The organism is Streptomyces sp. NPDC003247 (genome assembly GCF_042888135.1).
Taxonomy (GTDB): Bacteria; Actinomycetota; Actinomycetes; order Streptomycetales; family Streptomycetaceae; genus Streptomyces.
Window position 1 is genome coordinate 365,570 of sequence record NZ_JBIAPF010000002.1, and the last position, 19,538, is coordinate 385,107.

16 protein-coding genes and 1 riboswitch are annotated in these 19,538 nt (G+C 71.7%); of the genes, 8 read left to right on the forward strand and 8 right to left on the reverse strand.

Translation table 11 applies throughout. The annotated features are described in order from the left end of the window. Positions 1-38: 38 nt before the first annotated feature. Positions 39-1,619, forward strand: coding sequence for a glutamine-hydrolyzing GMP synthase (guaA, locus tag ACFYWQ_RS06580; RefSeq protein WP_389513410.1), 1,581 nt, complete (start codon positions 39-41; stop codon positions 1,617-1,619). A 25-nt stretch (positions 1,620-1,644) separates the two neighbouring features. Here the strand turns inward: guaA and ACFYWQ_RS06585 are convergent, their stop codons facing one another. After that, positions 1,645-2,118, reverse strand: a complete 474-nt coding sequence (locus ACFYWQ_RS06585) for a pyridoxamine 5'-phosphate oxidase family protein (RefSeq protein WP_389514360.1) — start codon at positions 2,116-2,118, stop codon at positions 1,645-1,647. Between the two features lie 313 nt (positions 2,119-2,431). On the opposite strand from ACFYWQ_RS06585, the gene ACFYWQ_RS06590 reads away from it, so the two are divergent. From ACFYWQ_RS06590 to ACFYWQ_RS06600, 3 genes are all read left to right on the forward strand, one after another. Further along, positions 2,432-3,226: a class II aldolase/adducin family protein gene (locus ACFYWQ_RS06590; RefSeq protein ID WP_389513411.1), complete on the forward strand. Its 795-nt coding sequence runs from the start codon at positions 2,432-2,434 to the stop codon at positions 3,224-3,226. A 198-nt stretch (positions 3,227-3,424) separates the two neighbouring features. Beyond that, entirely contained in the window at positions 3,425-4,702 is a 1,278-nt protein-coding gene (locus ACFYWQ_RS06595) for a hypothetical protein (protein ID WP_389513412.1), read from the forward strand. A 183-nt stretch (positions 4,703-4,885) separates the two neighbouring features. After that, complete coding sequence (locus ACFYWQ_RS06600) at positions 4,886-5,413, forward strand: DoxX family membrane protein (RefSeq protein WP_389513413.1); 528 nt, start codon at positions 4,886-4,888, stop codon at positions 5,411-5,413. Between the two features lie 150 nt (positions 5,414-5,563). Here ACFYWQ_RS06600 and ACFYWQ_RS06605 read toward each other — a convergent pair whose 3' ends face one another. Further along, entirely contained in the window at positions 5,564-5,806 is a 243-nt protein-coding gene (locus ACFYWQ_RS06605) for a hypothetical protein (protein ID WP_389513414.1), read from the reverse strand. Then, entirely contained in the window at positions 5,793-7,322 is a 1,530-nt protein-coding gene (locus tag ACFYWQ_RS06610; protein ID WP_389513415.1) for a PspC domain-containing protein, read from the reverse strand. The genes ACFYWQ_RS06605 and ACFYWQ_RS06610 overlap by 14 nt, the downstream gene beginning before the upstream one ends. Positions 7,323-7,502: 180 nt before the next feature. Here ACFYWQ_RS06610 and ACFYWQ_RS06615 point away from each other — a divergent pair, with 180 nt between their 5' ends. Then, positions 7,503-8,795, forward strand: coding sequence for a PspC domain-containing protein (locus ACFYWQ_RS06615; protein ID WP_389513416.1), 1,293 nt, complete (start codon positions 7,503-7,505; stop codon positions 8,793-8,795). Next, positions 8,792-9,538, forward strand: coding sequence for a LuxR C-terminal-related transcriptional regulator (locus tag ACFYWQ_RS06620; protein WP_389513418.1), 747 nt, complete (start codon positions 8,792-8,794; stop codon positions 9,536-9,538). The genes ACFYWQ_RS06615 and ACFYWQ_RS06620 overlap by 4 nt, the downstream gene beginning before the upstream one ends. 162 nt (positions 9,539-9,700) lie before the next feature. Here the strand turns inward: ACFYWQ_RS06620 and ACFYWQ_RS06625 are convergent, their stop codons facing one another. Both ACFYWQ_RS06625 and ACFYWQ_RS06630 read right to left on the reverse strand, forming a co-directional pair. Next, positions 9,701-10,330, reverse strand: a complete 630-nt coding sequence (locus ACFYWQ_RS06625; RefSeq protein ID WP_389513420.1) for a hypothetical protein — start codon at positions 10,328-10,330, stop codon at positions 9,701-9,703. Positions 10,331-10,467: 137 nt separating this feature from the next. Next, positions 10,468-11,544 carry an NlpC/P60 family protein gene (locus ACFYWQ_RS06630; RefSeq protein WP_389513422.1) on the reverse strand — a complete coding sequence of 359 codons (1,077 nt, stop codon included), beginning with the start codon at positions 11,542-11,544 and terminating at the stop codon, positions 10,468-10,470. Positions 11,545-12,030: 486 nt separating this feature from the next. On the opposite strand from ACFYWQ_RS06630, the gene ACFYWQ_RS06635 reads away from it, so the two are divergent. Further along, a complete protein-coding gene (locus ACFYWQ_RS06635; protein WP_389513425.1) occupies positions 12,031-12,384 on the forward strand; it encodes a hypothetical protein in 354 nt (117 codons plus the stop codon). Here ACFYWQ_RS06635 and ACFYWQ_RS06640 read toward each other — a convergent pair. Both ACFYWQ_RS06640 and ACFYWQ_RS06645 read right to left on the reverse strand, forming a co-directional pair. After that, positions 12,362-13,336 carry a tellurite resistance/C4-dicarboxylate transporter family protein gene (locus tag ACFYWQ_RS06640; protein WP_389513426.1) on the reverse strand — a complete coding sequence of 325 codons (975 nt, stop codon included), beginning with the start codon at positions 13,334-13,336 and terminating at the stop codon, positions 12,362-12,364. The two genes, ACFYWQ_RS06635 and ACFYWQ_RS06640, sit on opposite strands and share 23 nt — an antisense overlap. A gap of 221 nt (positions 13,337-13,557) precedes the next feature. Further along, positions 13,558-14,727: an NlpC/P60 family protein gene (locus ACFYWQ_RS06645; RefSeq protein ID WP_389513427.1), complete on the reverse strand. Its 1,170-nt coding sequence runs from the start codon at positions 14,725-14,727 to the stop codon at positions 13,558-13,560. Positions 14,728-14,735: 8 nt separating this feature from the next. After that, a riboswitch (cyclic di-AMP (ydaO/yuaA leader) is annotated at positions 14,736-14,908 on the reverse strand. Between the two features lie 336 nt (positions 14,909-15,244). On the opposite strand from ACFYWQ_RS06645, the gene pcrA reads away from it, so the two are divergent. After that, positions 15,245-17,728 (forward strand): DNA helicase PcrA, encoded by a 2,484-nt coding sequence (gene pcrA / locus ACFYWQ_RS06650; RefSeq protein WP_389513429.1) that lies wholly within the window; start codon positions 15,245-15,247, stop codon positions 17,726-17,728. A gap of 146 nt (positions 17,729-17,874) precedes the next feature. Here the strand turns inward: pcrA and ACFYWQ_RS06655 are convergent, their stop codons facing one another. Next, the gene (locus tag ACFYWQ_RS06655) at positions 17,875-19,437 is read right to left on the reverse strand and encodes a M23 family metallopeptidase (RefSeq protein ID WP_389513431.1); all 1,563 of its coding nucleotides are present in this window, start codon (positions 19,435-19,437) and stop codon (positions 17,875-17,877) included. Positions 19,438-19,538: the final 101 nt, after the last annotated feature.

Sequence of the window (19,538 nt, forward strand, 5' to 3'; positions counted from 1 at the left end):
GTACACAGTGACCCTGCCCCACCGCCGGAAGGCACCCCGTGTCATCAGCGACTCCCGCTGCCGCCGCCCCCGACACCGTCCTGGTCGTCGACTTCGGCGCGCAGTACGCCCAGCTCATCGCCCGTCGAGTCCGCGAGGCCCGGGTCTACAGCGAGATCGTGCCGAGCACCATGCCGGTCGCGGAGATGCTCGCCAAGAACCCGGCGGCGATCATCCTCTCGGGCGGCCCCTCGTCCGTGTACGAGGAGGGCGCCCCCCGCCTCGACCGCGCGATCTTCGAGGCCGGCGTTCCCGTCTTCGGCATGTGCTACGGCTTCCAGCTGATGGCGCAGACCCTCGGCGGCACCGTCGACAACACCGGCGCCCGTGAGTACGGCCGCACCGGTCTGCACGTCTCCCGTTCCTCCTCCACCCTCTTCGAGGGCACCCCGGCCGAGCAGGCCGTGTGGATGTCGCACGGCGACGCCTGCTCCGCCGCCCCCGAGGGCTTCTCCGTCACCGCGTCCACGGACGTCGTCCCGGTCGCCGCCTTCGAGAACGACGAGAAGAAGCTCTACGGCGTCCAGTACCACCCGGAGGTCATGCACTCCACGTACGGTCAGCAGGTCCTGGAGCACTTCCTGTACCGCGGCGCGGGCCTGGAGCCGAACTGGACCACGGGCAACGTCATCGAGGAGCAGGTCGCCGCCATCCGCGAACTGGTCGGTGACCGGCGCGCCATCTGCGGCCTGTCCGGCGGAGTTGACTCCGCGGTGGCCGCCGCGCTCGTCCAGAAGGCCATCGGTTCCCAGCTGACCTGCGTGTACGTCGACCACGGCCTGATGCGCCAGGGCGAGACCGAGCAGGTCGAGAAGGACTTCGTGGCGGCGACCGGCGTGCAGCTGAAGGTCGTGGACGCGGAGGAGCGGTTCCTCACGGCGCTCGCCGGGGTCTCCGACCCCGAGGAGAAGCGCAAGATCATCGGCCGGGAGTTCATCCGGGTCTTCGAGCAGGCGCAGGCGGAGATCATCGCGGACGAGGGGCCCGCGGTCGAGTTCCTCGTGCAGGGCACCCTCTACCCGGACGTCGTCGAGTCCGGCGGCGGCACCGGCACCGCGAACATCAAGTCCCACCACAACGTCGGCGGTCTGCCGGAGGACCTCGAGTTCCAGCTCATCGAGCCCCTCCGCAAGCTGTTCAAGGACGAGGTCCGCATGGTCGGCCAGGAGCTCGGCCTGCCGGACGAGATCGTCCACCGCCAGCCGTTCCCGGGCCCGGGCCTGGGCATCCGGATCGTCGGAGAGGTCACCAAGGAGCGCCTGGACCTGCTGCGAGAGGCCGACGCCATCGCCCGCGAGGAGCTGACGGCGGCCGGCCTGGACCGGGACATCTGGCAGTGCCCCGTGGTCCTGCTCGCCGACGTCCGCAGCGTCGGCGTCCAGGGCGACGGCCGTACCTACGGCCACCCGATCGTCCTGCGTCCGGTCTCCTCCGAGGACGCCATGACGGCCGACTGGTCGCGCCTTCCGTACGACGTCCTCGCGAAGATCTCGACGCGGATCACCAACGAGGTGCGGGACGTCAACCGGGTCGTGCTCGACGTGACCTCGAAGCCGCCGGGCACGATCGAGTGGGAGTAGGTCCCCACCCGGGGGACCTCGCAGGTCAGGTCCGTCTGAGAGTCCGCACCGGCTCTCCGGGCTTCCACACCTGGGCGACCAGGTACGTGTCGTCCTCGACGTAGGTCCTGACGACCTCCGTCAGCTCGGTGCGAAAGAGGTGGAACGGCTCCGGCGGTTCCACCTCTTTCACGTATCCGGCCCTGCTCTCCCCGTCCCCGACCTCGACGGCCCGTCCGCCGATCCGGACGTCGCCACCGCCCATGCCCGTGCCCTCCCCCGGGTTGGCCTGGAGGCAGAAACGGGGGTCGCGACGCAGATCGAGCGCCTTGAACGAGCCCGGCATCATGCCGAGCCACAGCTCACCGTCCAGGAAACGCACCTCCAGTCCGCTGGTCCGGGGGGAGCCGTCCCGGCGCAGGGTCGCGAGAACGTGGTGGGTGAAGGCACCGAAGCGGTCCTCGACGATGCGCGCGAGGCCGGGTTCGGCCGCCACGAAGGCCGCCCAGCGCACCGCCACCGCGGGGCGATTGGAGGCGGGGCGGACGGCGCCGGCGCTTCTGCCATGAGTGCTCATACGGCGAGTGTGGCGCCGATACCCGACAGCCACCGTCCGGTATTCATGCCGGTCGCCGGTCGCCGTTCCCGTCCTGGCATGCAGCCGGCGGCGGTCAGGTGGTGGGCGAACTTCGCTCAGCCGAGGTGGCCGTCGGCGAGGGTCACGTCGTGCTCCATGTGTGACGGGAATCATCATTTTTGCATAATGCCTCTGCCCTTTTTCACCCGCCGGCGGTACCTTCCGCCCCGTGAACCAACCCAGTGCTGGAGGACCGATGCACGGGCCGACGCCGCCCGCCCCGCTGCCCACCGACCGGCTGCGGTTCGCCATGCCGCCCCTGCACGAGTCGGCCGAGGACGAGCGCCGGCACCGCAAGGAACGACTGGCGGGCGCCGTGCGGATCTTCGGCCGGTTCGGCTTCGAGGACGGTGTCTCCGGGCACATCACGGCGCGCGACCCCGAGTACAGCGACTGCTTCTGGGTCAATCCGTTCGGAATGCCGTTCAAGCACGTCACCGTCAGCGACCTCGTGCTGGTCAACCGGGACGGGCAGGTCGTCGAGGGCCGCTCCCACGTCAACCAGGCCGCCTTCACCGTGCACTCCCAGGTCCACGCGGCGCGGCCCGACGTCGTCGCCGTCGCCCACTGCCACTCGGTGCACGGCCGCGCCCTCGCTGCCCTCGGCGAACTGCTGGACCCGATCACTCAGGAGAGCTGCGCCTTCTACGAGGACCACGGCCTGTACGACAGGTATTCCGGCGTGACCGTCGATGCCGGGGAAGGCCGACGCATCGCGGCCGCCCTCGGCACCCACAAGGCACTCGTGCTGCGCAACCACGGCCTGCTGACCGTCGGCGACTCGGTGGACGCGGCGGCCTGGTGGTTCCTGTCGATGGAGCGCTCCTGCCAGGTCCAGCTCACCGCCCGCGCCGCCGGCCGCCCGGTACTGATCGACCACCGGGCGGCGGTCGCGACCCGTGAGCAGCTCGGCGGCGACCTGGTGGCGTGGATCAACTACCAGCCGCTGTGGCAGGACGTCAGCCGCAGCGAACCGGACCTGCTGAGCTGAGCCGGAAAGCCGCGCGTTCCCGCAGCCAGGTCAACACGGCGGACCCCGCATCACCCGCGCTGACCACACCTGCCGATGACGGAGGGTGTGCCGTAGGGCACAATTCGCTGTCATCACAGGGGAGTTGTTCGCGGGGCGGCGGCCCGGTCCTCCAAGGGCCGCCGACCGTGAAAGCCGCGGGGAAGGCGGGCGTCGGACGTGGCGGTGCAGGAAGCGAGACAGGGACCGGAAACGGGCACGCACGAGGGCGGCTGCACCTGCGGGGACTGCCCGCACGGGGCCCGCGAGGGGCACCGGCGGGCGGTCGCCGCGTTCCTGCTGAAACGCGACGAGTTCGCTGCCGGGCAGGGACTGCCGGCCGCCGTCGCCCATTCGGTGTCGGCGTCCCGCCAGTGGGTCTCGGAGGAACTGACCCAGTCCGCCGAACTGGTCGCCGAACGCGGTCGCGCCGAGGGCGAGGCCTGGCTGGCGCGCCTGTGGGTCCGCACGGCGGGCACGGTATGGGCCCTGGTGGTGCTCCTGCTGCTCGTGCAGTCCCTCACCGCGATCGGCGCGGGCTGGAGCACGGCCCGCACCGCCGGGCTGCTCGCCGCGTTCGTCGCCGCCGGCGCGCTGACCACCTCCTCCTGGTTCCACCGGTCCCGCGGCGGCGTACTGGCTCCCGTCATCGGTGAGGACAACCGGCTCTCCACCTCCCGCGCGGTCGCCGCCGCCTGGGTCCTGTTCGTCGCGTACGCCGTCCTGGTCCTGGTGGGCCGGCTGGCCGCCGCCTCCGGCCCCGCCGAACGCGACGCGCTGATCTCCGGGCTCGACCTCGCCCGCGGCGCCGGTGCGGTGACCGTCCTCGCCGTGGTCTGCGCGATCGCCGTGCTGGTGCGCAGGGTCGTCGGGCTCCGTGTCCTGGCCCAGCGGCTGCAGAAGGTCCGCGCCCACCGGCCCCGGGCCGCCGACCTGCTGACCGACGACGCGGGCCGCGGCACCTTCGCCGACATCCAGTACGTCGTGATCAGCGCCGTCGCCCTGGCCTTCGCCGCCGTACGCCTCGCCCGCCGCCCCGACCAACTGCCCGACCTGCCCTGGGGGCTGGCCGTGGTGGTGCTGGTCTCGGCCGCGACCTACCTCGCCGGCAAGTACGCGGAGGGCGGCCGCCCGGTCATCCTCTCCGTCGTCCGCTCCCGCGAGGCCGGAGACCTGGACGCCCCGATCCGCACCGGCGACGACGTCGAGATCCGCGGCGCCGGTTTCGTCCCGCCCGGCGCACAGGCCGCCGACCGCCTCTCCCGCATGGTCGTCCGCATCGGCACGGTCCACGTCCACGTGCCCCTCGTTCCCGTCACGGGCGGCTTCAGCAACCCCACCGACGCGGTCCTCACCGTCCCCGTACCGGCGGAGGTGGAACCCGGCCGGGTGGAGGTGCAGGTGGTGACGGCAGCGGGCGTCGAGACCAACCGCTACGCGATCGACGTGACGGAGTAGAGGACGGAGAAGGAGCAGCGGGATGAGCAGGGGGAGACGGAGCAGACCCGACAGGTGGACAGCGTGCGGCACGCCGGGGGACTTTCCCGGGCGGGTCCGGTCGACCATTGAGCACACCTCCCATTTCGTACGTATGGTCTGTTGAGGGGTTCCACCACGTCGGGCGAGAGGCGACCACGGGCGATGACTCACAGCTTGAGAACGGACACCCACTCCTCCTACCTCAACAGCGACGGCGACCGGCGGGACACCGCCGCCCGGTACGCCCTCCTTCCACTCCGCGTCTTCCTCGGTGTCACCTTCATCTACGCCGGCCTCGACAAACTCACCGACGGCGCCTTCCTCAAGGACAGCGGCGCCGGCTCGATCGGCGACACCATGCGCGCCGTCCGTGATTCCTCGGCCATCCCCGCCCTCGTCGACCTCGCCCTGAGGAGCCCCACCGGCTTCGGTTACGCCATGGCCTTCGGTGAACTCGCCGTCGGTATCGGCACGCTCCTGGGCCTCCTGGCCCGCCTCGCGGCACTCGGCGGCGCCCTGATCTCCCTCAGCCTGTGGCTGACGGTGAGTTGGGCCTCGGACCCCTACTACTACGGCAACGACCTCGCCTACCTCATGGCCTGGCTTCCCCTGGTCCTCGCCGGCGCACCCTTCCTCTCCCTCGACGCGGCATGGCGGAAGAGCAGGCGACAGGGGGCGGGCGGCTTCTAGGCAGGTCCGCCGACTGGGGTCCGGGAGCGGGGCACGCTGGGCGTCGCGTCGGCGTGCCGTGCGCCGTGCGACGGCTCGTCCTGGTGGCAAGCGGCCTCGGCGGGGTGACGCCCCGGCGTGGCGCCCCGCTGGACCGGTGCCCCCGGCCGGTCAGGCCGCCCTACCCCCGCCCGCCCCGGCGGGAGCCCCCCGACGCGGGCCCCGCCGTCTGCGTATGGCCCGGGTCAGCACTCCTGTCGCTCCCGCCAGGCAGAGGCCGCCCACCACCATCGGGATCACGGCGAACCACGGTGTCTCCCAGAGACCGCCCGCGTCGCCCGCGTAGGTGACGCCCGCAAGGGTGAAGGCTGCCCCGGCCACCAGCCGGCCCGGACGGAACTCATGACGCAGCACGGGTCACCTCCGCCTGTCCCGCCCCGACCTGCAGATCGAGGTCGATCGTCCCAGCGCCCTTGCCGCCCGACACCGGCGACAGGGTCACCTCCTTGTGCTTGCCCGGCTGCACGTCCACGTCCTCCTGGCCTTCGCCCGGCAACTGAATGTCGCCCAGGCCCACATCGATGGTCACGTTCACCGTCACGTCCGCCGGCACGATCACCCGCAGCCGCCCGAACCCCACCTCGGCGTCGGTGCTCACGGTCTGCCCCTCGGCCGGCGCCAGCCGGGAGAGATCCAGCGTTGCGTCGCCGGTGCCGAGGTCATAGCCTTCGCGGACGTCCGCGACGGTTGCGGGCCGCCAGGTCGTGTCCACCCAACTCGTGCCGATGTCCTTGGGCAGGAGGGCTGACCCGGTCAGCAGGCCCGCCGTGAGGACCGCCAGGAACACCGATCCCGCGCCCGTGCGCCCCAGGAACGAGCTGACCGCGATGCCCAGGCCCAGGACGGCGAGCGCGGTGGCCAGTCCGGCCTGGAGGCTGGTGCCCAGCGGGTGCTCGTCCCAGGCCGCGCGGGTGGCGAGCCCGCCCGCGAGGACCGCGAGCAGGAACAGCCAGCCGCCGATCCAGCGGGGACCGCGAGGCCGTGGGGACCGGCCGGGCGGGGTCCGTATGCCGGCGCGCGCGCTCGTGTGGCCCGTGAGACGTACGTCGACGATCGAGCTGAGGTCCGGTCTACGGGCGTCCCGGGGCCCCCACAGATAGCCCGTGCCACCGTAGTGGGTGCCGTCCTTGACGATGGGGTCGCGCCACCAGGAGGGGTAGGCGGACGGGACCGGCGGTGCCTGGGCCTCCGGCGGGGCGTCGGCGACGGCCTGGGCGGCGAGCGGGTCGGCGTCGGGGGCGTCCCGGTGTCTCGACCAGTATCCGGCGCCGGCCAGGAGCAGGGAGAGGACGACGGCGAAGGTGAGCACCTCGCCGTTGTTCAGCATCGTCAGGAACACCCCGCAGCCGACCAGCGCGAACAGCAGGGCCACGAGGGCCTGTCCGTCGACGCGGCCGGTGAGCAGCTTGCGCACCTCGTTCTCGTCGCCGGTGTAGGGGACGAAGAGCCAGGCGAAGCCGTAGAAGATGAGGCCGATGCCGCCGGTCGCGGAGAGCACGGCGAGAGTGATCCGGAAGATCACCGGATCCATGTCGCACTGCCGCCCGAGGCCCGCGCAGACGCCGGCGAGCACCTTGTGCTCACGATCGCGGCGGAACCGGTGCGGGGAGTCGGCGGTGGTGTCGGTGCTTTCGCCGGGGCCCGTGTCGGCCGTCGCTGTCTCCTCGTTCACATCTGCCCTTCCGGCCTCGCCCGCCCCTTCGGGCGCACCCTGTTCTCCGCGTGCGCCCGCCCGCTCGTGCACGCCCGCCCGCTCGTGCGCGCGCGGTTCCTCACCTGCGGCGCCGGGGGCGCCGGTGGACGGGGTGGCCGCGTCGGGTGCGGTGCCCCCGTCGGGCACGGCGTCCGCGGCGTGCTGGTGATCTGCCATGGGTCCATGGTGGCGGGCGAGGCGGCTCGACGGCAGTCGGTATGACCCTGGCCGGACCCTGATATCGGCCCTGATCCGGCGCCCGGGAGGCGTTCGACCCGCGAACGCGTCGGAGATCAGGGGCGTCTCGGGGGCGAACCCTGATGTCCGGGACCGGCGGGCCGTGTGACCATCAGTGGCATGCCGGAAGCCGCAGCAGCGCCACTCGTCGAACCGCGGCCGCCGCGCAAGCTCTACCGCAGCAGTGACGGACGCTGGCTGGGTGGCGTGGCGCGGGGGCTCGCCGGACATCTCGGGCTGCCCGTCATCTGGGTACGGCTCGTCTTCGCCGGCCTGTTCCTGGCCAACGGCCTCGGCGCCCTGCTCTACGCGGCCTTCTGGTTCTTCGTGCCGCTCGGTGTCGGCGGAGTCGGAGACCAGAAGCCCCCGTCCCTCGTCGCCACCGAGACCGCGCCCGACGGCCGGCGCCGACTCGTCGCCCGTAAACCGGACCGGGGCCAGATCGTCGCCCTGCTCCTCATGGTCGTCGTCGCCATGGTCTTCGTGGGCAGCGTCGACCTCGGTAGCGGCGCCAAGGCGTACCTGCTGCCCGCGGTTCTCGTCGGTGCGGGTGTCGCCCTCGTATGGCGCCAGGCGGACAACGCCCGCAGGGCCCGCTGGGTCGAGGTCGGCCGCAGACGCCGTACGCTCACACTGCTGCGCGCGGGCGCCGGAGTGCTGCTGGTCACCGCCGGTGTCTCCGGCACGTTCGTGCTCCAGGGTTCCGCCGCCCACCTGGACTCGGTCCTGCAGGCCGCCCTCGCCGTCCTCGTCGGCATCACGCTGCTCGCCGGACCGTATCTCGTCCGCATGACGCAGGACCTGTCCGAGGAACGCCTGATGCGCATCCGTGCCCAGGAGCGGGCGGAGGTCGCCGCCCACGTCCACGACTCGGTGCTGCACACGCTCACCCTGATCCAGCGCAACGCGGAGAACGCGGGCGAGGTACGCCGCCTCGCCCGTGCTCAGGAGCGCGACCTGCGCACCTGGCTGTACAAGCCGGAGGGCACCGGCAAGGACGAGGCCGACGAACCGGTCACCCTCGCCGACGCGGTGCGGCGCAACGCCGCGGAGGTCGAGGACAAGCACGGCGTCCCCATCGAGGTCGTGGTCGTCGGCGACTGCCCGCTCGACGAGCGGACCACCGCGCAGATGCAGGCCGCGCGCGAGGCCATGGTGAACGCCGCCAAGTACGGTGGCGAGGGCGGCGCCGTGCAGGTCTACGCCGAAGTCGAGGGAAGGACGGTCTTCGTGTCGGTCCGGGACCGCGGTCCCGGTTTCGACCTCGACTCGATACCCGCCGACCGCATGGGTGTCAGAGAATCGATCATCGGCCGTATGGAGCGCAACGGCGGCACGGCGCGTCTGCGCGCAGTGCCGGGCGGTGGCACGGAGGTCGAGCTGGAGATGGAGAGGGCGGAGAAGACGTCATGAGTGACCCGACCGAGGCGAACGGAACGGCCGGAGCGGCCGAGGCGGCCGAGCCGGCGACGGCAGCCGGTGACGGTACGGGCGGGCGCCAAGTGCGGGTGGTGCTCGTCGACGACCACCGCATGTTCCGTACCGGCGTCCAGGCCGAGATCGGGCGCACCGAGGAGACCGGTGTCGAGGTCGTGGGCGAGGCCGCGGACGTCGACCAGGCGGTCACGGTCATCAACGCGACCCGGCCGGAGGTCGTCCTGCTCGATGTGCACCTGCCGGGCGGGGGCGGTGTCGAGGTGCTGCGGCGCTGTGCCGCGCTGATGGCCGACTCCGAACGGCCCGTGCGTTTCCTCGCCCTGTCGGTGTCGGACGCGGCGGAGGACGTGATCGGGGTGATCCGCGGCGGTGCCCGGGGCTACGTCACCAAGACGATCACCGGCACCGACCTGGTCGACTCCGTCTTCCGGGTGCAGGAGGGCGACGCGGTCTTCTCACCCCGCCTCGCCGGGTTCGTCCTCGACGCCTTCGCCTCGACCGACGCTCCGCCGGTCGACGAGGACCTCGACCGTCTCACCCAGCGCGAGCGCGAGGTGCTGCGGCTCATCGCCCGCGGTTACGCCTACAAGGAGATCGCCAAGCAGCTCTTCATCTCCGTGAAGACGGTCGAGTCCCATGTCTCGGCGGTGCTGCGGAAGCTCCAGCTGTCCAACCGGCACGAGCTGACGCGGTGGGCGACGGCACGGCGACTGGTGTGACGCGGGGGGGCATCCGGTCAGGACCGGGTGCGGGCGCGCTGAACACCGCCGGGCGGCCGGCGGAGTTCGGCGGCGGAACTCCGGCGGGTCACCGTCGTCCCGTACTCCGACGGGTCACCGGTGTCGTACTCCGACGGGTCATTGGTGTCGTACTCCGAAGGGTCACCGCTGTCCCGTCGGTGTCGGTCCCAGCACCCGCAGGGCCCACCGGTAGTGCTGTACCGCCTTCACCACGCCGATCAGGCCGGTCAGCCACAGGATGGTGCCGGTGCCCATGCCGAGGGCGATGTCGGCGTAGGCCGACGGGCCCGGTCGGGCACCGACGGCGGAGACGAAGGACGCCCACAGGCCGATCGCGGCGACCGTCAGGGAGGACAGCAGCCAGAAGAGACTGAGGCCGGGGGAGCGCAGGCGGGCGTCGGACAGGGGATGGCTGTCCAGCGCGAGCCACGCCTCGAGGAGTTGCCGTGTCCGGTGGTCACGGCGGATGGCGAGGACGACGGCGGCGACGGACGGGGTGAGGGCGGCGGCGCCGATGAGCGCGAAGACCGGGCCGAGGAGGGAACCGGTCGGGTCCTTCTCCTCGAACTGCTGCACCGGCAGGACCAGCAGCGACCATCCGATGATCGCCGCGAGTGCCAGCAGCCACAGCAGCAGCACGCGGTGCACGCCGAGGCTGCACCGGTGCAGCACGTCCAGGGCCCGCTCCCGGTCGGCCAGCAGCGCCGACCGGTCCGGCCAGGCGCCGAGGTGGGACGGGGGAGGAGGTGGGGGCAGCGAGGCGGGGGACATCGGGGGTTCTTTCGGCCGAGGGGAGCGGAGCGCGGCGACGGCGGCGGGGAACCGATCGTCATGGCGCGCGCTGAACCTACCGCGTCAACGGGCCCGGGAAATGGTCCGGTTGGCCCGACAGTGTGCCCCATACGCCGTCACACCACGCGGGTGGCCCCCGCGTACGGCATCTCGTCGAGGGGTGCCACGCGGACCGGGGCGGACGGGTTCGGTGCGTGGATCATCCGGCCGCCGCCTACATAGATGCCCACGTGGGTGATGCCGGAGTAGAAGAACACCAGGTCTCCGGGGAGGAGTTCGGAGCGGGAGACGCGGCGCCCGGCGTCGATCTGGGCGTAGGTCGTGCGGGGCAGGGAGACGCCCGCGGAGCGGTACGCGGCCAGGACGAGCCCCGAGCAGTCGAAGGCGTTCGGGCCGGTCGCGCCCCACACGTACGGACTGCCGAGCTTGGCGTAGGCGTAGGAGACGGCGGCCGCCGCACGGGAGGTGGGGGCGGCGGTGGTCGCGGAGCCGGGGGACTGGAGGGTGTCGCGGGTGCCGGCCGAGCTCCGTGAGGTGCGGGTGCCGGCTACGCCGTCCGTGTCCGTCAGCATCCGGGCGCGTTCCGCCGCCGTCAGCCGGGACAGCAGACGGCGGGCCGCGTCCAGCTTGCCGGTGATCGTCTCCTTGTGCCGTCTCAGTTCCGTCCGGCGTGTCTTGAGGGAGGTGAGTTCCACGCGGGCGGCACCGCGCAACTGTTCGATCTCCCGCAGTTGCTTGTGGACGCCGTTGACGGCCGCGGACTGGCGGTCGCCGGCGCGTTCGACGAAGGCGGCGCCGTCGAGGTACCGGTCGGGGTCGTCGGAGAGTGCCAACTGCACCGCCGGGTCCAGCCCGCCGCTGCGGTACTGCGCCGCCGCCACCGTGCCCAGCGCCTCCCGCGCCGTGTTGAGCCGTGCTTCCTTCCGGGCGGCCTCGTCCTGGAGAGCCGTCAGCCGTCCCTCGGCCGCCGTCGCCTCCTCCTGCGCGCCGTTGTACTTCTCGGTGGCGGCCTCCGCCTCCTGGTACAGCTTGTCCACCTTGGCCTTCACCTCCGCCGGTGTGGGGTCCGGCTCGGCGTGCCCGGTTCCGTCGAAGGCCGTCGCGCCCGCCGCTCCGGCGAGGGCGAGCGTGGCCGCCGTGCGGAGGGTATGGCCGCCGAGTGAGCGTGGACGGGGCTTGCGGTGCGCTGCCACGTGGGACTGCACGTCCTTTCGTACGACCGCCTCGTCGGTACGGCCGTCAGGCGGGCCGGGGCGTGGGGCCCGTGCCCGCCGGGGGAGCGGACGGACGTACGGCCGCGGGGTGCGGCTGACGCGCCCGGCGGCGGCCCGCACGGGGGAGCGGGACCGCCGCCGGACTCTCGGCGGTGGTGCCCGGCTGCCGTCCCTGGCCGGGGCGGCGGTGGGGAGCCGGTCACCTGGGGCAGGACGCTAGGCCCGTCGGTGTCGGTCAGGTAACGCGATGTGCGGAAGTGACCCGAGCGGACAGCCTGGAGACCGGACGTGCCCGGTGACCCGGTCCGAAGGAATCGACTTCGTGCGGCGCGCTGACCGATGCGGCGAAATCGGATCACATCCGGGCGACGGGCTGCTATGGGACGCATATATGCAAGTGTCGCGACCGGGATGGGCGGGGGTGGTGTCGAGCGCTGTCCGGGCGGCTGGTTAGCATCCGGCTCCATGGACCTACTCATCCATCTTTTCGTCGGCCTCCACATCATCGGCATCGCCGCGCTGCTCGGCGGCTTCCTCACGCAGATGAAGGCGATGGGCCGGGGCACGGCCCGTTTCGTCCCCGCGATGCTGCACGGCGCGGCGACGATGCTGGTCACGGGCGTGGTGCTGGTCGGGCTCAACCAGGCCGACGACCAGCAGGTCAACAACATCAAGATCGGCGTGAAGCTGGCCCTGCTGATCGTGATCCTCGGTCTCGTCTATGTGAAGCGCGACGACGAGAAGGTGGAGAAGCCCCTGTTCGGACTGGTCGGCCTGCTGACCGTCGCCAACATCTTCATCGCCGTCCTGTGGACCTGACGGAGGCACGGCCGGTCATGAGCGCCCCCGTGGCGACGGCCAGCCAGGCCGCCACCGCGATCCACAGCAGCACCTGACCGGGACCCTCCAGCGACGGGGCGTCGACCGCGTCGGCGACGGACAGCGCGGCGACCGCCGTCATGCCCATCGGGAACACCGTCGACCAGCGGCGCATGTCGTAGCGGGGGCGCGGCCACCACAGCTCGGCGACGAGCAGCACGGCGTACCAGAGCAGAGCCAGGACGAGCAGGGCGACGGTCATGGTGCGCAGGACGCCGGCGTCGTCCACGTTCCACAGGTACAGCCCGCCACTCTCGGCCAGCAGGAGCTTCGCACCCGCCAGCGCGGAGATGGCGAGCGCGCCGCCCGCCACCCACTGGTCCCCGGCGCCCTCGGCCACCTGCCGCAGGCTGAACCGGGCCAGCGTCACGACATAGACGGCCAGGCCGAGCCAGAACAGGACGAGCGCGGCGCGGGCGAGCCAGGCCTCCGCCTCGGCCCGTGCGAGCGTCGCGGCCAGTACGGCCAGCCCTTGTGTGGCCACACAACACAGGAACACCGCCCCGGGCATGCGCCGCTCCCAATGCCTCATGACCTCCACCAGCAACACGGGCCACAGCACCGCCGCCAGCGCCAGCAGCGCCTCGGCGAGCGGCTGCCAGCCGAGCGAGGAGATCCGGGCGCCGAGCACGGTGGTCGCCGCGACGGCCGTCAGACCCGCAGGCGTCCCCGCCTCGGCCCGCCACCGCTCGCGCTCCCGCAGCAGCCGTACGGCGAAGTCCACCGCCAGGGCCACCCAGCCGACCCCCGCCAGCGCCAGGGCGGTCAGGGACAGCACGTCGTGCCCCGTCAGGTTCAGGCCGATCGACAGAATGCCGGTCGCCATCACAGCGGCCCCGGCCGCCGGCGGACGCTGCGCCCACCAGGCGCGGAGGGGGGAAGAGCGGGGCATGCGGCCGATGGTAAGGAGCGCCGGGCGGCGCGCGCGGGGGCACGCGCGCAGGAGCGGGGAATTACGCGCGGGCGCAGGACAAGGAGCGGCCTCCCCCACCCCCGCCGACGGTGGGGGAGGGAAGGTCCTGGCAGCCCGTCCGTCAGTAACCCGGACCGCCCGCCGCCCGCCGCCCGCAGTCCGAGTGCCCGCTGCCCGCCGCCCGAGCGCCCCGCGCCCGGTCAGGCCGGTCGCACCACGCTGTGGATCGACGACTCCCCGTCGTAGTACACCGACTCCTCCCGCACGTACGCGCCCGGCTTCGGAGCGTGGATCATCATGCCGTTGCCGATGTAGATCCCGACGTGGCTGACGTCGTCGTAGAAGAAGATCAGGTCGCCCGGCAGGGCATCGGCGAGGGAGACGGTGGTGCCCGCGTCGACCTGGTCGTAGGTGGTGCGCGGAAGGGTGACGCCGGCGGCCTTCCAGGCGGCCTGGGTGAGGCCGGAGCAGTCGTAGGACTCGGGGCCCGTGGCGCCCCAGACGTACGGCTTGCCGATCTGGGCGCGGGCGAAGGCCAGGGCCTTCTCGGCCTTGGTGGTGTACGAGGCGTCCGTGGCCGCGGAGGACGACGAGGAGGTGCCCGACGAGGCGCTCGTGTCCGAGGAGCCGCCGCTCTCCTGCTGTGCGGCCGCGGCCTCCGCCGCCTGCTGCTCGGCCAGTTCCGCCGCCTTGCGGGCGGCCTCCTGCTGCTTCTTCCGCTCGATCGCGGCGAGCCGCTCCTTCTCCTCCGCCGTCAGCTGCGACAGCAGGGAGCGCGCGGTGCCGAGCTTCTTCTGGACGGTGGCCTTGGCCGTCTTGAGGTCGTTCTGCGAGTCGGTGAGCGTCTCGAGGCTCTGCGTGGCCTCCTGACGCTTCTTCATGGTCTCCGACTGCTCGGTGACGTAGTCGTCGACCGCGTCCTTCTGGCGTTCGGTCAGCCGGCCCATCAGCTGGGTCTGGTCGAAGTAGTCCTGCGGGGAGTCCGCGAGGAGGAGGGTCGCCGTGTCGGGTGCGGAGGCGCCGGTGCGGTACTGGGCGGCGGCGAAGGAACCGAGCTGCTCCCGTGCTTCGTTGAGCTTCTGGGTGCGCTGGGCCACGTCGTCGAGGAGGGTGTCGACGCGCTTGCGCTGCTTGGTCGTCTTCTCCTTGGCGGCGTTGTACTTCTCGGTGGCCGACTCCGCCTGGCGGTAGAGGTCGTCGACCTTCTTCTCGACCTCCTCCAGGCTCGGCTTGCCGTCGGTGGAGGGCGCGGCGTTGGCCGTCTGGGAGAGCAGGGCCACCGAGGTGAGGGCGGCGGTGGCGAGGGCGGGTGTGCGTATGCCTGCTACGCGCGTGCCCGAGAGGCGCGGCTTGCGGTGCTGCGACGCCAAGGGAGGCGACTCCTTCCATGTTCCGCCTACCGGGTTAGCTGTCGGGTTCGGGCGGACGGTCGGAAGGGTTGCCCTACGGCCTCGTCCCCGCAGGGAGTCAGGCCGATTCACCCCGGGATCTCGGTGGGTCCCCGGCTCCGGCTGCCCCGTGGGGGCGCGCAGGATTCGGCGGAGGCCGTGCGGCCCGGCGAGGTTCGCCGGTGGGGGTCGTACGGCCTGCCCGGCACGGTAGCCAACTCGTGTGGTGCCTGTGAAGGTTGCTGGGTGATATGCCCGATACATTTTCGTGACCTTCGGCAGGGCGGAGCCGAACCCGGGCAAGAGTGGAGCGATAGATAATGGTTTGCCCCGATTTATGGCAGTGGAGAACGGTCGGATACGAACAGTGACGCTCCCGATCCGGTCGGTGGGTGCCGCCTCGCCCCTGCCGCCCTCGGCGGATCGGGCGGCGGGGGGAAGCGGGATGTTCTCGGGACGGCGGCCGGTTGTCGGTGGGGCACCCTAGACTCGGAGAGCGATGAGCAGCCTCTTTGACGACAGCTTCCTGGCGGACCTCCAGGCCCCGCGCGGCCACGAGGAGGAACCTCCGCCACCGCCCGAGGACGAGCACGCTCCGGAGTCGTTCCCGGACGATCTGTTCGGCGGGAAGTTCGACGTGCCCCCGGACCGGGACGCCCACTACCGCGACGGCGCCCCGCGCCCGGTGATCGACGCGGCCACGCTGCTGGAGGGCCTCAACGACAACCAGCGCGCCGCCGTCGTCCACTCCGGCACCCCGCTGCTCATCGTCGCCGGCGCCGGCTCCGGCAAGACGCGCGTGCTCACCCACCGCATCGCCCACCTCCTCGCCGAGCGGCACGTCCACCCCGGCGAGATCCTCGCGATCACCTTCACCAACAAGGCCGCGGGCGAGATGAAGGAGCGCGTCGAGCAGCTCGTCGGCCCCCGGGCGAACGCGATGTGGGTGATGACCTTCCACAGCGCGTGCGTGCGCATCCTGCGCCGCGAGAGCAAGAAGCTCGGCTTCACGTCCTCGTTCTCGATCTACGACGCCGCCGACTCCAAGCGCCTGATGGCCCTGGTCTGCCGTGATCTGGACCTCGACCCCAAGCGCTACCCGCCGAAGTCCTTCAGCGCGAAGATCAGCAACCTGAAGAACGAGCTGATCGACGAGGAGGACTTCGCCGCCCAGGCCGCCGACGGTTTCGAGAAGACCCTCGCCCAGGCCTACGCCCTCTACCAGTCGCGGCTGCGCGAGGCGAACGCCCTCGACTTCGACGACCTGATCATGACGACGGTCAACCTGCTGCGCGCCTTCCCCGACGTCGCCGAGCACTACCGCCGCCGCTTCCGCCATGTCCTGGTCGACGAGTACCAGGACACCAACCACGCCCAGTACACCCTCGTCCGCGAGCTCGTGGGCACCGGCGAGCACCCCGTCGACGTACCGCCCACCGAGGGCGACGTACCGCCCGCCGAACTGTGCGTCGTGGGCGACGCCGACCAGTCGATCTACGCCTTCCGCGGCGCGACGATCCGCAACATCCTCCAGTTCGAGGAGGACTACCCGGACGCGACGACGATCCTGCTGGAGCAGAACTACCGCTCCACGCAGACCATCCTCTCCGCGGCCAACGCGGTCATCGAGCGCAACGAGTCCCGCCGCCCCAAGAACCTGTGGACCAACGCGGGCACGGGCGCGCGCATCACCGGCTATGTCGCCGACACCGAGCACGACGAGGCGCAGTTCGTCGCCGACGAGATAGACCGCCTCACGGACGCCGCCGAGGCGAAGGCGGGCGACGTCGCCGTCTTCTACCGCACCAACGCCCAGTCCCGTGTCTTCGAAGAGGTCTTCATCCGAGTCGGCCTGCCCTACAAGGTCGTCGGCGGTGTCCGCTTCTACGAGCGCAAGGAGGTCCGGGACGTCCTCGCCTACCTGCGGGTCCTCGCCAACCCGGAGGACGCCGTCCCGCTGCGCCGCATCCTCAACGTGCCCAAGCGCGGTATCGGCGAGCGCGCCGAGGCCATGATCGACGCCCTCTCCCAGCGCGAGAAGATCAGCTTCCCGCAGGCGCTGAAGCGCGTCGACGAGGCGTACGGCATGGCCGCGCGCTCGACGAACGCCGTGAAGCGGTTCAACGCCCTGATGGAGGAGCTCCGCACGATCGTCGAATCGGGCGCCGGCCCGGCGACTGTCCTCGAAGCGGTCCTCGAACGTACCGGCTACCTCGCCGAGTTGCAGGCCTCCACCGACCCGCAGGACGAGACCCGGATCGAGAATCTCCAGGAACTCGCCGCCGTGGCCCTGGAGTTCGAGCAGGAACGCGGCGAGGACAACGCCGGCACCCTGGCCGAATTCCTGGAGAAGGTCGCGCTGGTCGCCGACTCCGACCAGATCCCCGACGAGGACGAGGACGGTTCCGGGGTCATCACCCTGATGACCCTGCACACCGCCAAGGGCCTGGAGTTCCCCGTCGTGTTCCTGACCGGCATGGAGGACGGCGTCTTCCCGCACATGCGCGCCCTCGGCCAGACCAAGGAGCTGGAGGAGGAACGCCGCCTGGCCTACGTCGGGATCACCCGCGCTCGGGAGCGGCTCTACCTGACCCGGTCGGCGATGCGCAGCGCCTGGGGGCAGCCGTCGTACAACCCGCCCTCCCGCTTCCTGGAGGAGATCCCGGCCACCCACGTCGACTGGAAGCGGACGGGCGCGGCCCCGCGCGGGTCCTCCGGTCCGGTGTCCGGGGTGGCGGCCTCGCTGTCCTCGTCCCGCTCGCGTTCCTCGGCGTCCGGCGCGTCCGGCTTCGCCACGCGGCGGACCGCGGAGAAGCCGGTGGTCTCACTGGCCGTCGGCGACCGCGTCACACACGACCAGTTCGGGCTCGGTACGGTCGTCGGAGTGAAGGGCACGGGCGCCAACGCGGAGGCGACGATCGACTTCGGCGACACCAAGCCGAAGCGGCTGCTGCTGCGGTACGCACCGGTGGAAAAGCTGTAGGAGCGGCTCGGGCCGGGCCCCGCGCCCGCGCCTGAAGGCCGTGCACTGCACGTGCACGGAAGGAGCCCCCGCTCGTACGGCGGGGGCTCGGAAGCCGTACGGGTTCCCGAAAGCCTGTGGGGCGGGAGCTGCCGGCCGGAGCCGGGTTACGTCGGGTCGAGGCCGTGGCTGCGCAGCCACGACAGCGGGTCGATCGCCGAGCCGCCGCTCGGCCGGACCTCGAAGTGCAGGTGCGGACCGGTCGAGTTGCCTGAACTCCCGGAGTACGCGATCGGGTCGCCGGCCTTCACGGTCGTCCCGGAGGCGACGCGGTAGCTGGAGAGATGGCAGTACCAGGTCTCCGTCCCGTCCTTCGCCGTCACGATCATCATGTTGCCGTAGGCGCTGTTCCACTGCGTGCGGACGGTGCCGTCGGTCGCGGCCATGACCGTGGTGCCGTAGGAGACCGGGAAGTCGATGCCGGTGTGCTGGGACATCCAGTTGACGCCGGCCTGGCCGTAGTAGGCGCTGAGTCCGTGCTGGCTGACCGGGAGGGCGTACTTGGGGCGCAGCCGCTCCTTGCGGGCCGCCTCGGCCGCCGCCTTCTTCTTCTCGGCCTCCTGCTGCGCCTTGAGGTCGATACGTTCCTGCGTCCGGCTGGCCCGGTCGGCGAAGTCGTCGGCCTCGGCGGTGAGGGTCTCGAGCTGGGTGTCGAGCTTGTTGTTGGCGGCGGACGGTTTCACCGACTGCGCGTCCGACGCGGCCGCCGACGTCTCCTTGTCGTCGCCGGTCAGGGTGCCGACGGAAGCGGCCGCGATACCGGCGACGCCCATGACACAGGCCGAGGGCACGGCCACCGTCAGCAACGCGGAACGCTTCGGGGGCGTACGACGCCGGGAGCGGCCGGAGTTGCGGGCGGCCGCGCGGGAGGCGGGGGCCGGGGCGACGTCCTCCTGGTCGTCGAGGAGGGGGAGCTCGGAGATGGCGGGCAGCTCGCCCGTGGCGGTCAACTCGCCTTCACCCGAAGGGCGTTCGTCGTAAGCGGCCGACTCGTCGTAGGCGCCGTGCTCGAAGTCGGTCCGTTCGAAGTCGGGCTGCCGGTAGTCGCCCTGCTCGAAGGTGGTGGCGCCCTGCTGGTCGAAGGGCGGCTCGGCGGACTGCTCGAAGGCATCGGCGTCCGGGGCGTCGGCGCCGTCGGAGTTCCACTGAGTGGCGTCGTAGGCACCGGTGTCGAAGGGCTGCGTGCCCCATTCCCACTGCTGGTTCCGGTCGGCGGCGGGCCCGCTGGAACCGTCGGGCTGGAGCCAGGCGCTCGCGTCCCACTGCCCGCTGGTGTCGGCCGCCGTCGCCTGGTGCGGGATGGCCGACAGCGGCTGCTGGTCCGCCATCTGCTGGTGGCCCGTGGTCCACGTGGTGGTGTCGTACGCGCCCGTGTCGTAGGCGGCGTGGTGCTGGGCCGCGTACGGGTCGTAGTTCAGGGTCTGGTGGCTGCCCGTCGACCACTGCCCGGTGTCGTACGCACCCGTGGAGGCGCCGTCACCGGGAAGGTTGCCGAAGAGGGGGTCGGCCGCGAAGTGGCCGGTGGGGTGCGCGCCGGTGTCGTACGCGTCATGGCTGGTGAAATCGCCGTACTGGGCTTCCGTGGAGTTGTACGACGCGTAGTGCGCCGCGTCTGCGTCGGAAGCCGGAGCCGGGGTGGTCAGGGTCCCCGACGGGTGACGATCGTTCACCAACTTCTCTCTCGCCTCGACGACAGGGGCTGCCAGAGCAGTGCGGCGACTGTACCCGGCGGTACGCGGGCACGACAATCTTCGTCAGGTTTCGTGCTCGC

Bases quoted from the DNA above. Each gene is read 5' to 3' on its own strand.
- ACFYWQ_RS06590 (WP_389513411.1), top strand. From the start codon at position 2,432: ATGCACGGGCCGACGCCGCCCGCCCCGCTGCCCACCGACCGGCTGCGG.
- ACFYWQ_RS06640 (WP_389513426.1), bottom strand. From the start codon at position 13,336: ATGCCCCGCTCTTCCCCCCTCCGCGCCTGGTGGGCGCAGCGTCCGCCG.
- pcrA (WP_389513429.1), top strand. From the start codon at position 15,245: ATGAGCAGCCTCTTTGACGACAGCTTCCTGGCGGACCTCCAGGCCCCG.
- ACFYWQ_RS06620 (WP_389513418.1), top strand. From the start codon at position 8,792: ATGAGTGACCCGACCGAGGCGAACGGAACGGCCGGAGCGGCCGAGGCG.
- ACFYWQ_RS06625 (WP_389513420.1), bottom strand. From the start codon at position 10,330: ATGTCCCCCGCCTCGCTGCCCCCACCTCCTCCCCCGTCCCACCTCGGC.
- ACFYWQ_RS06600 (WP_389513413.1), top strand. From the start codon at position 4,886: ATGACTCACAGCTTGAGAACGGACACCCACTCCTCCTACCTCAACAGC.
- ACFYWQ_RS06615 (WP_389513416.1), top strand. From the start codon at position 7,503: ATGCCGGAAGCCGCAGCAGCGCCACTCGTCGAACCGCGGCCGCCGCGC.
- ACFYWQ_RS06610 (WP_389513415.1), bottom strand. From the start codon at position 7,322: ATGGCAGATCACCAGCACGCCGCGGACGCCGTGCCCGACGGGGGCACC.
- ACFYWQ_RS06635 (WP_389513425.1), top strand. From the start codon at position 12,031: ATGGACCTACTCATCCATCTTTTCGTCGGCCTCCACATCATCGGCATC.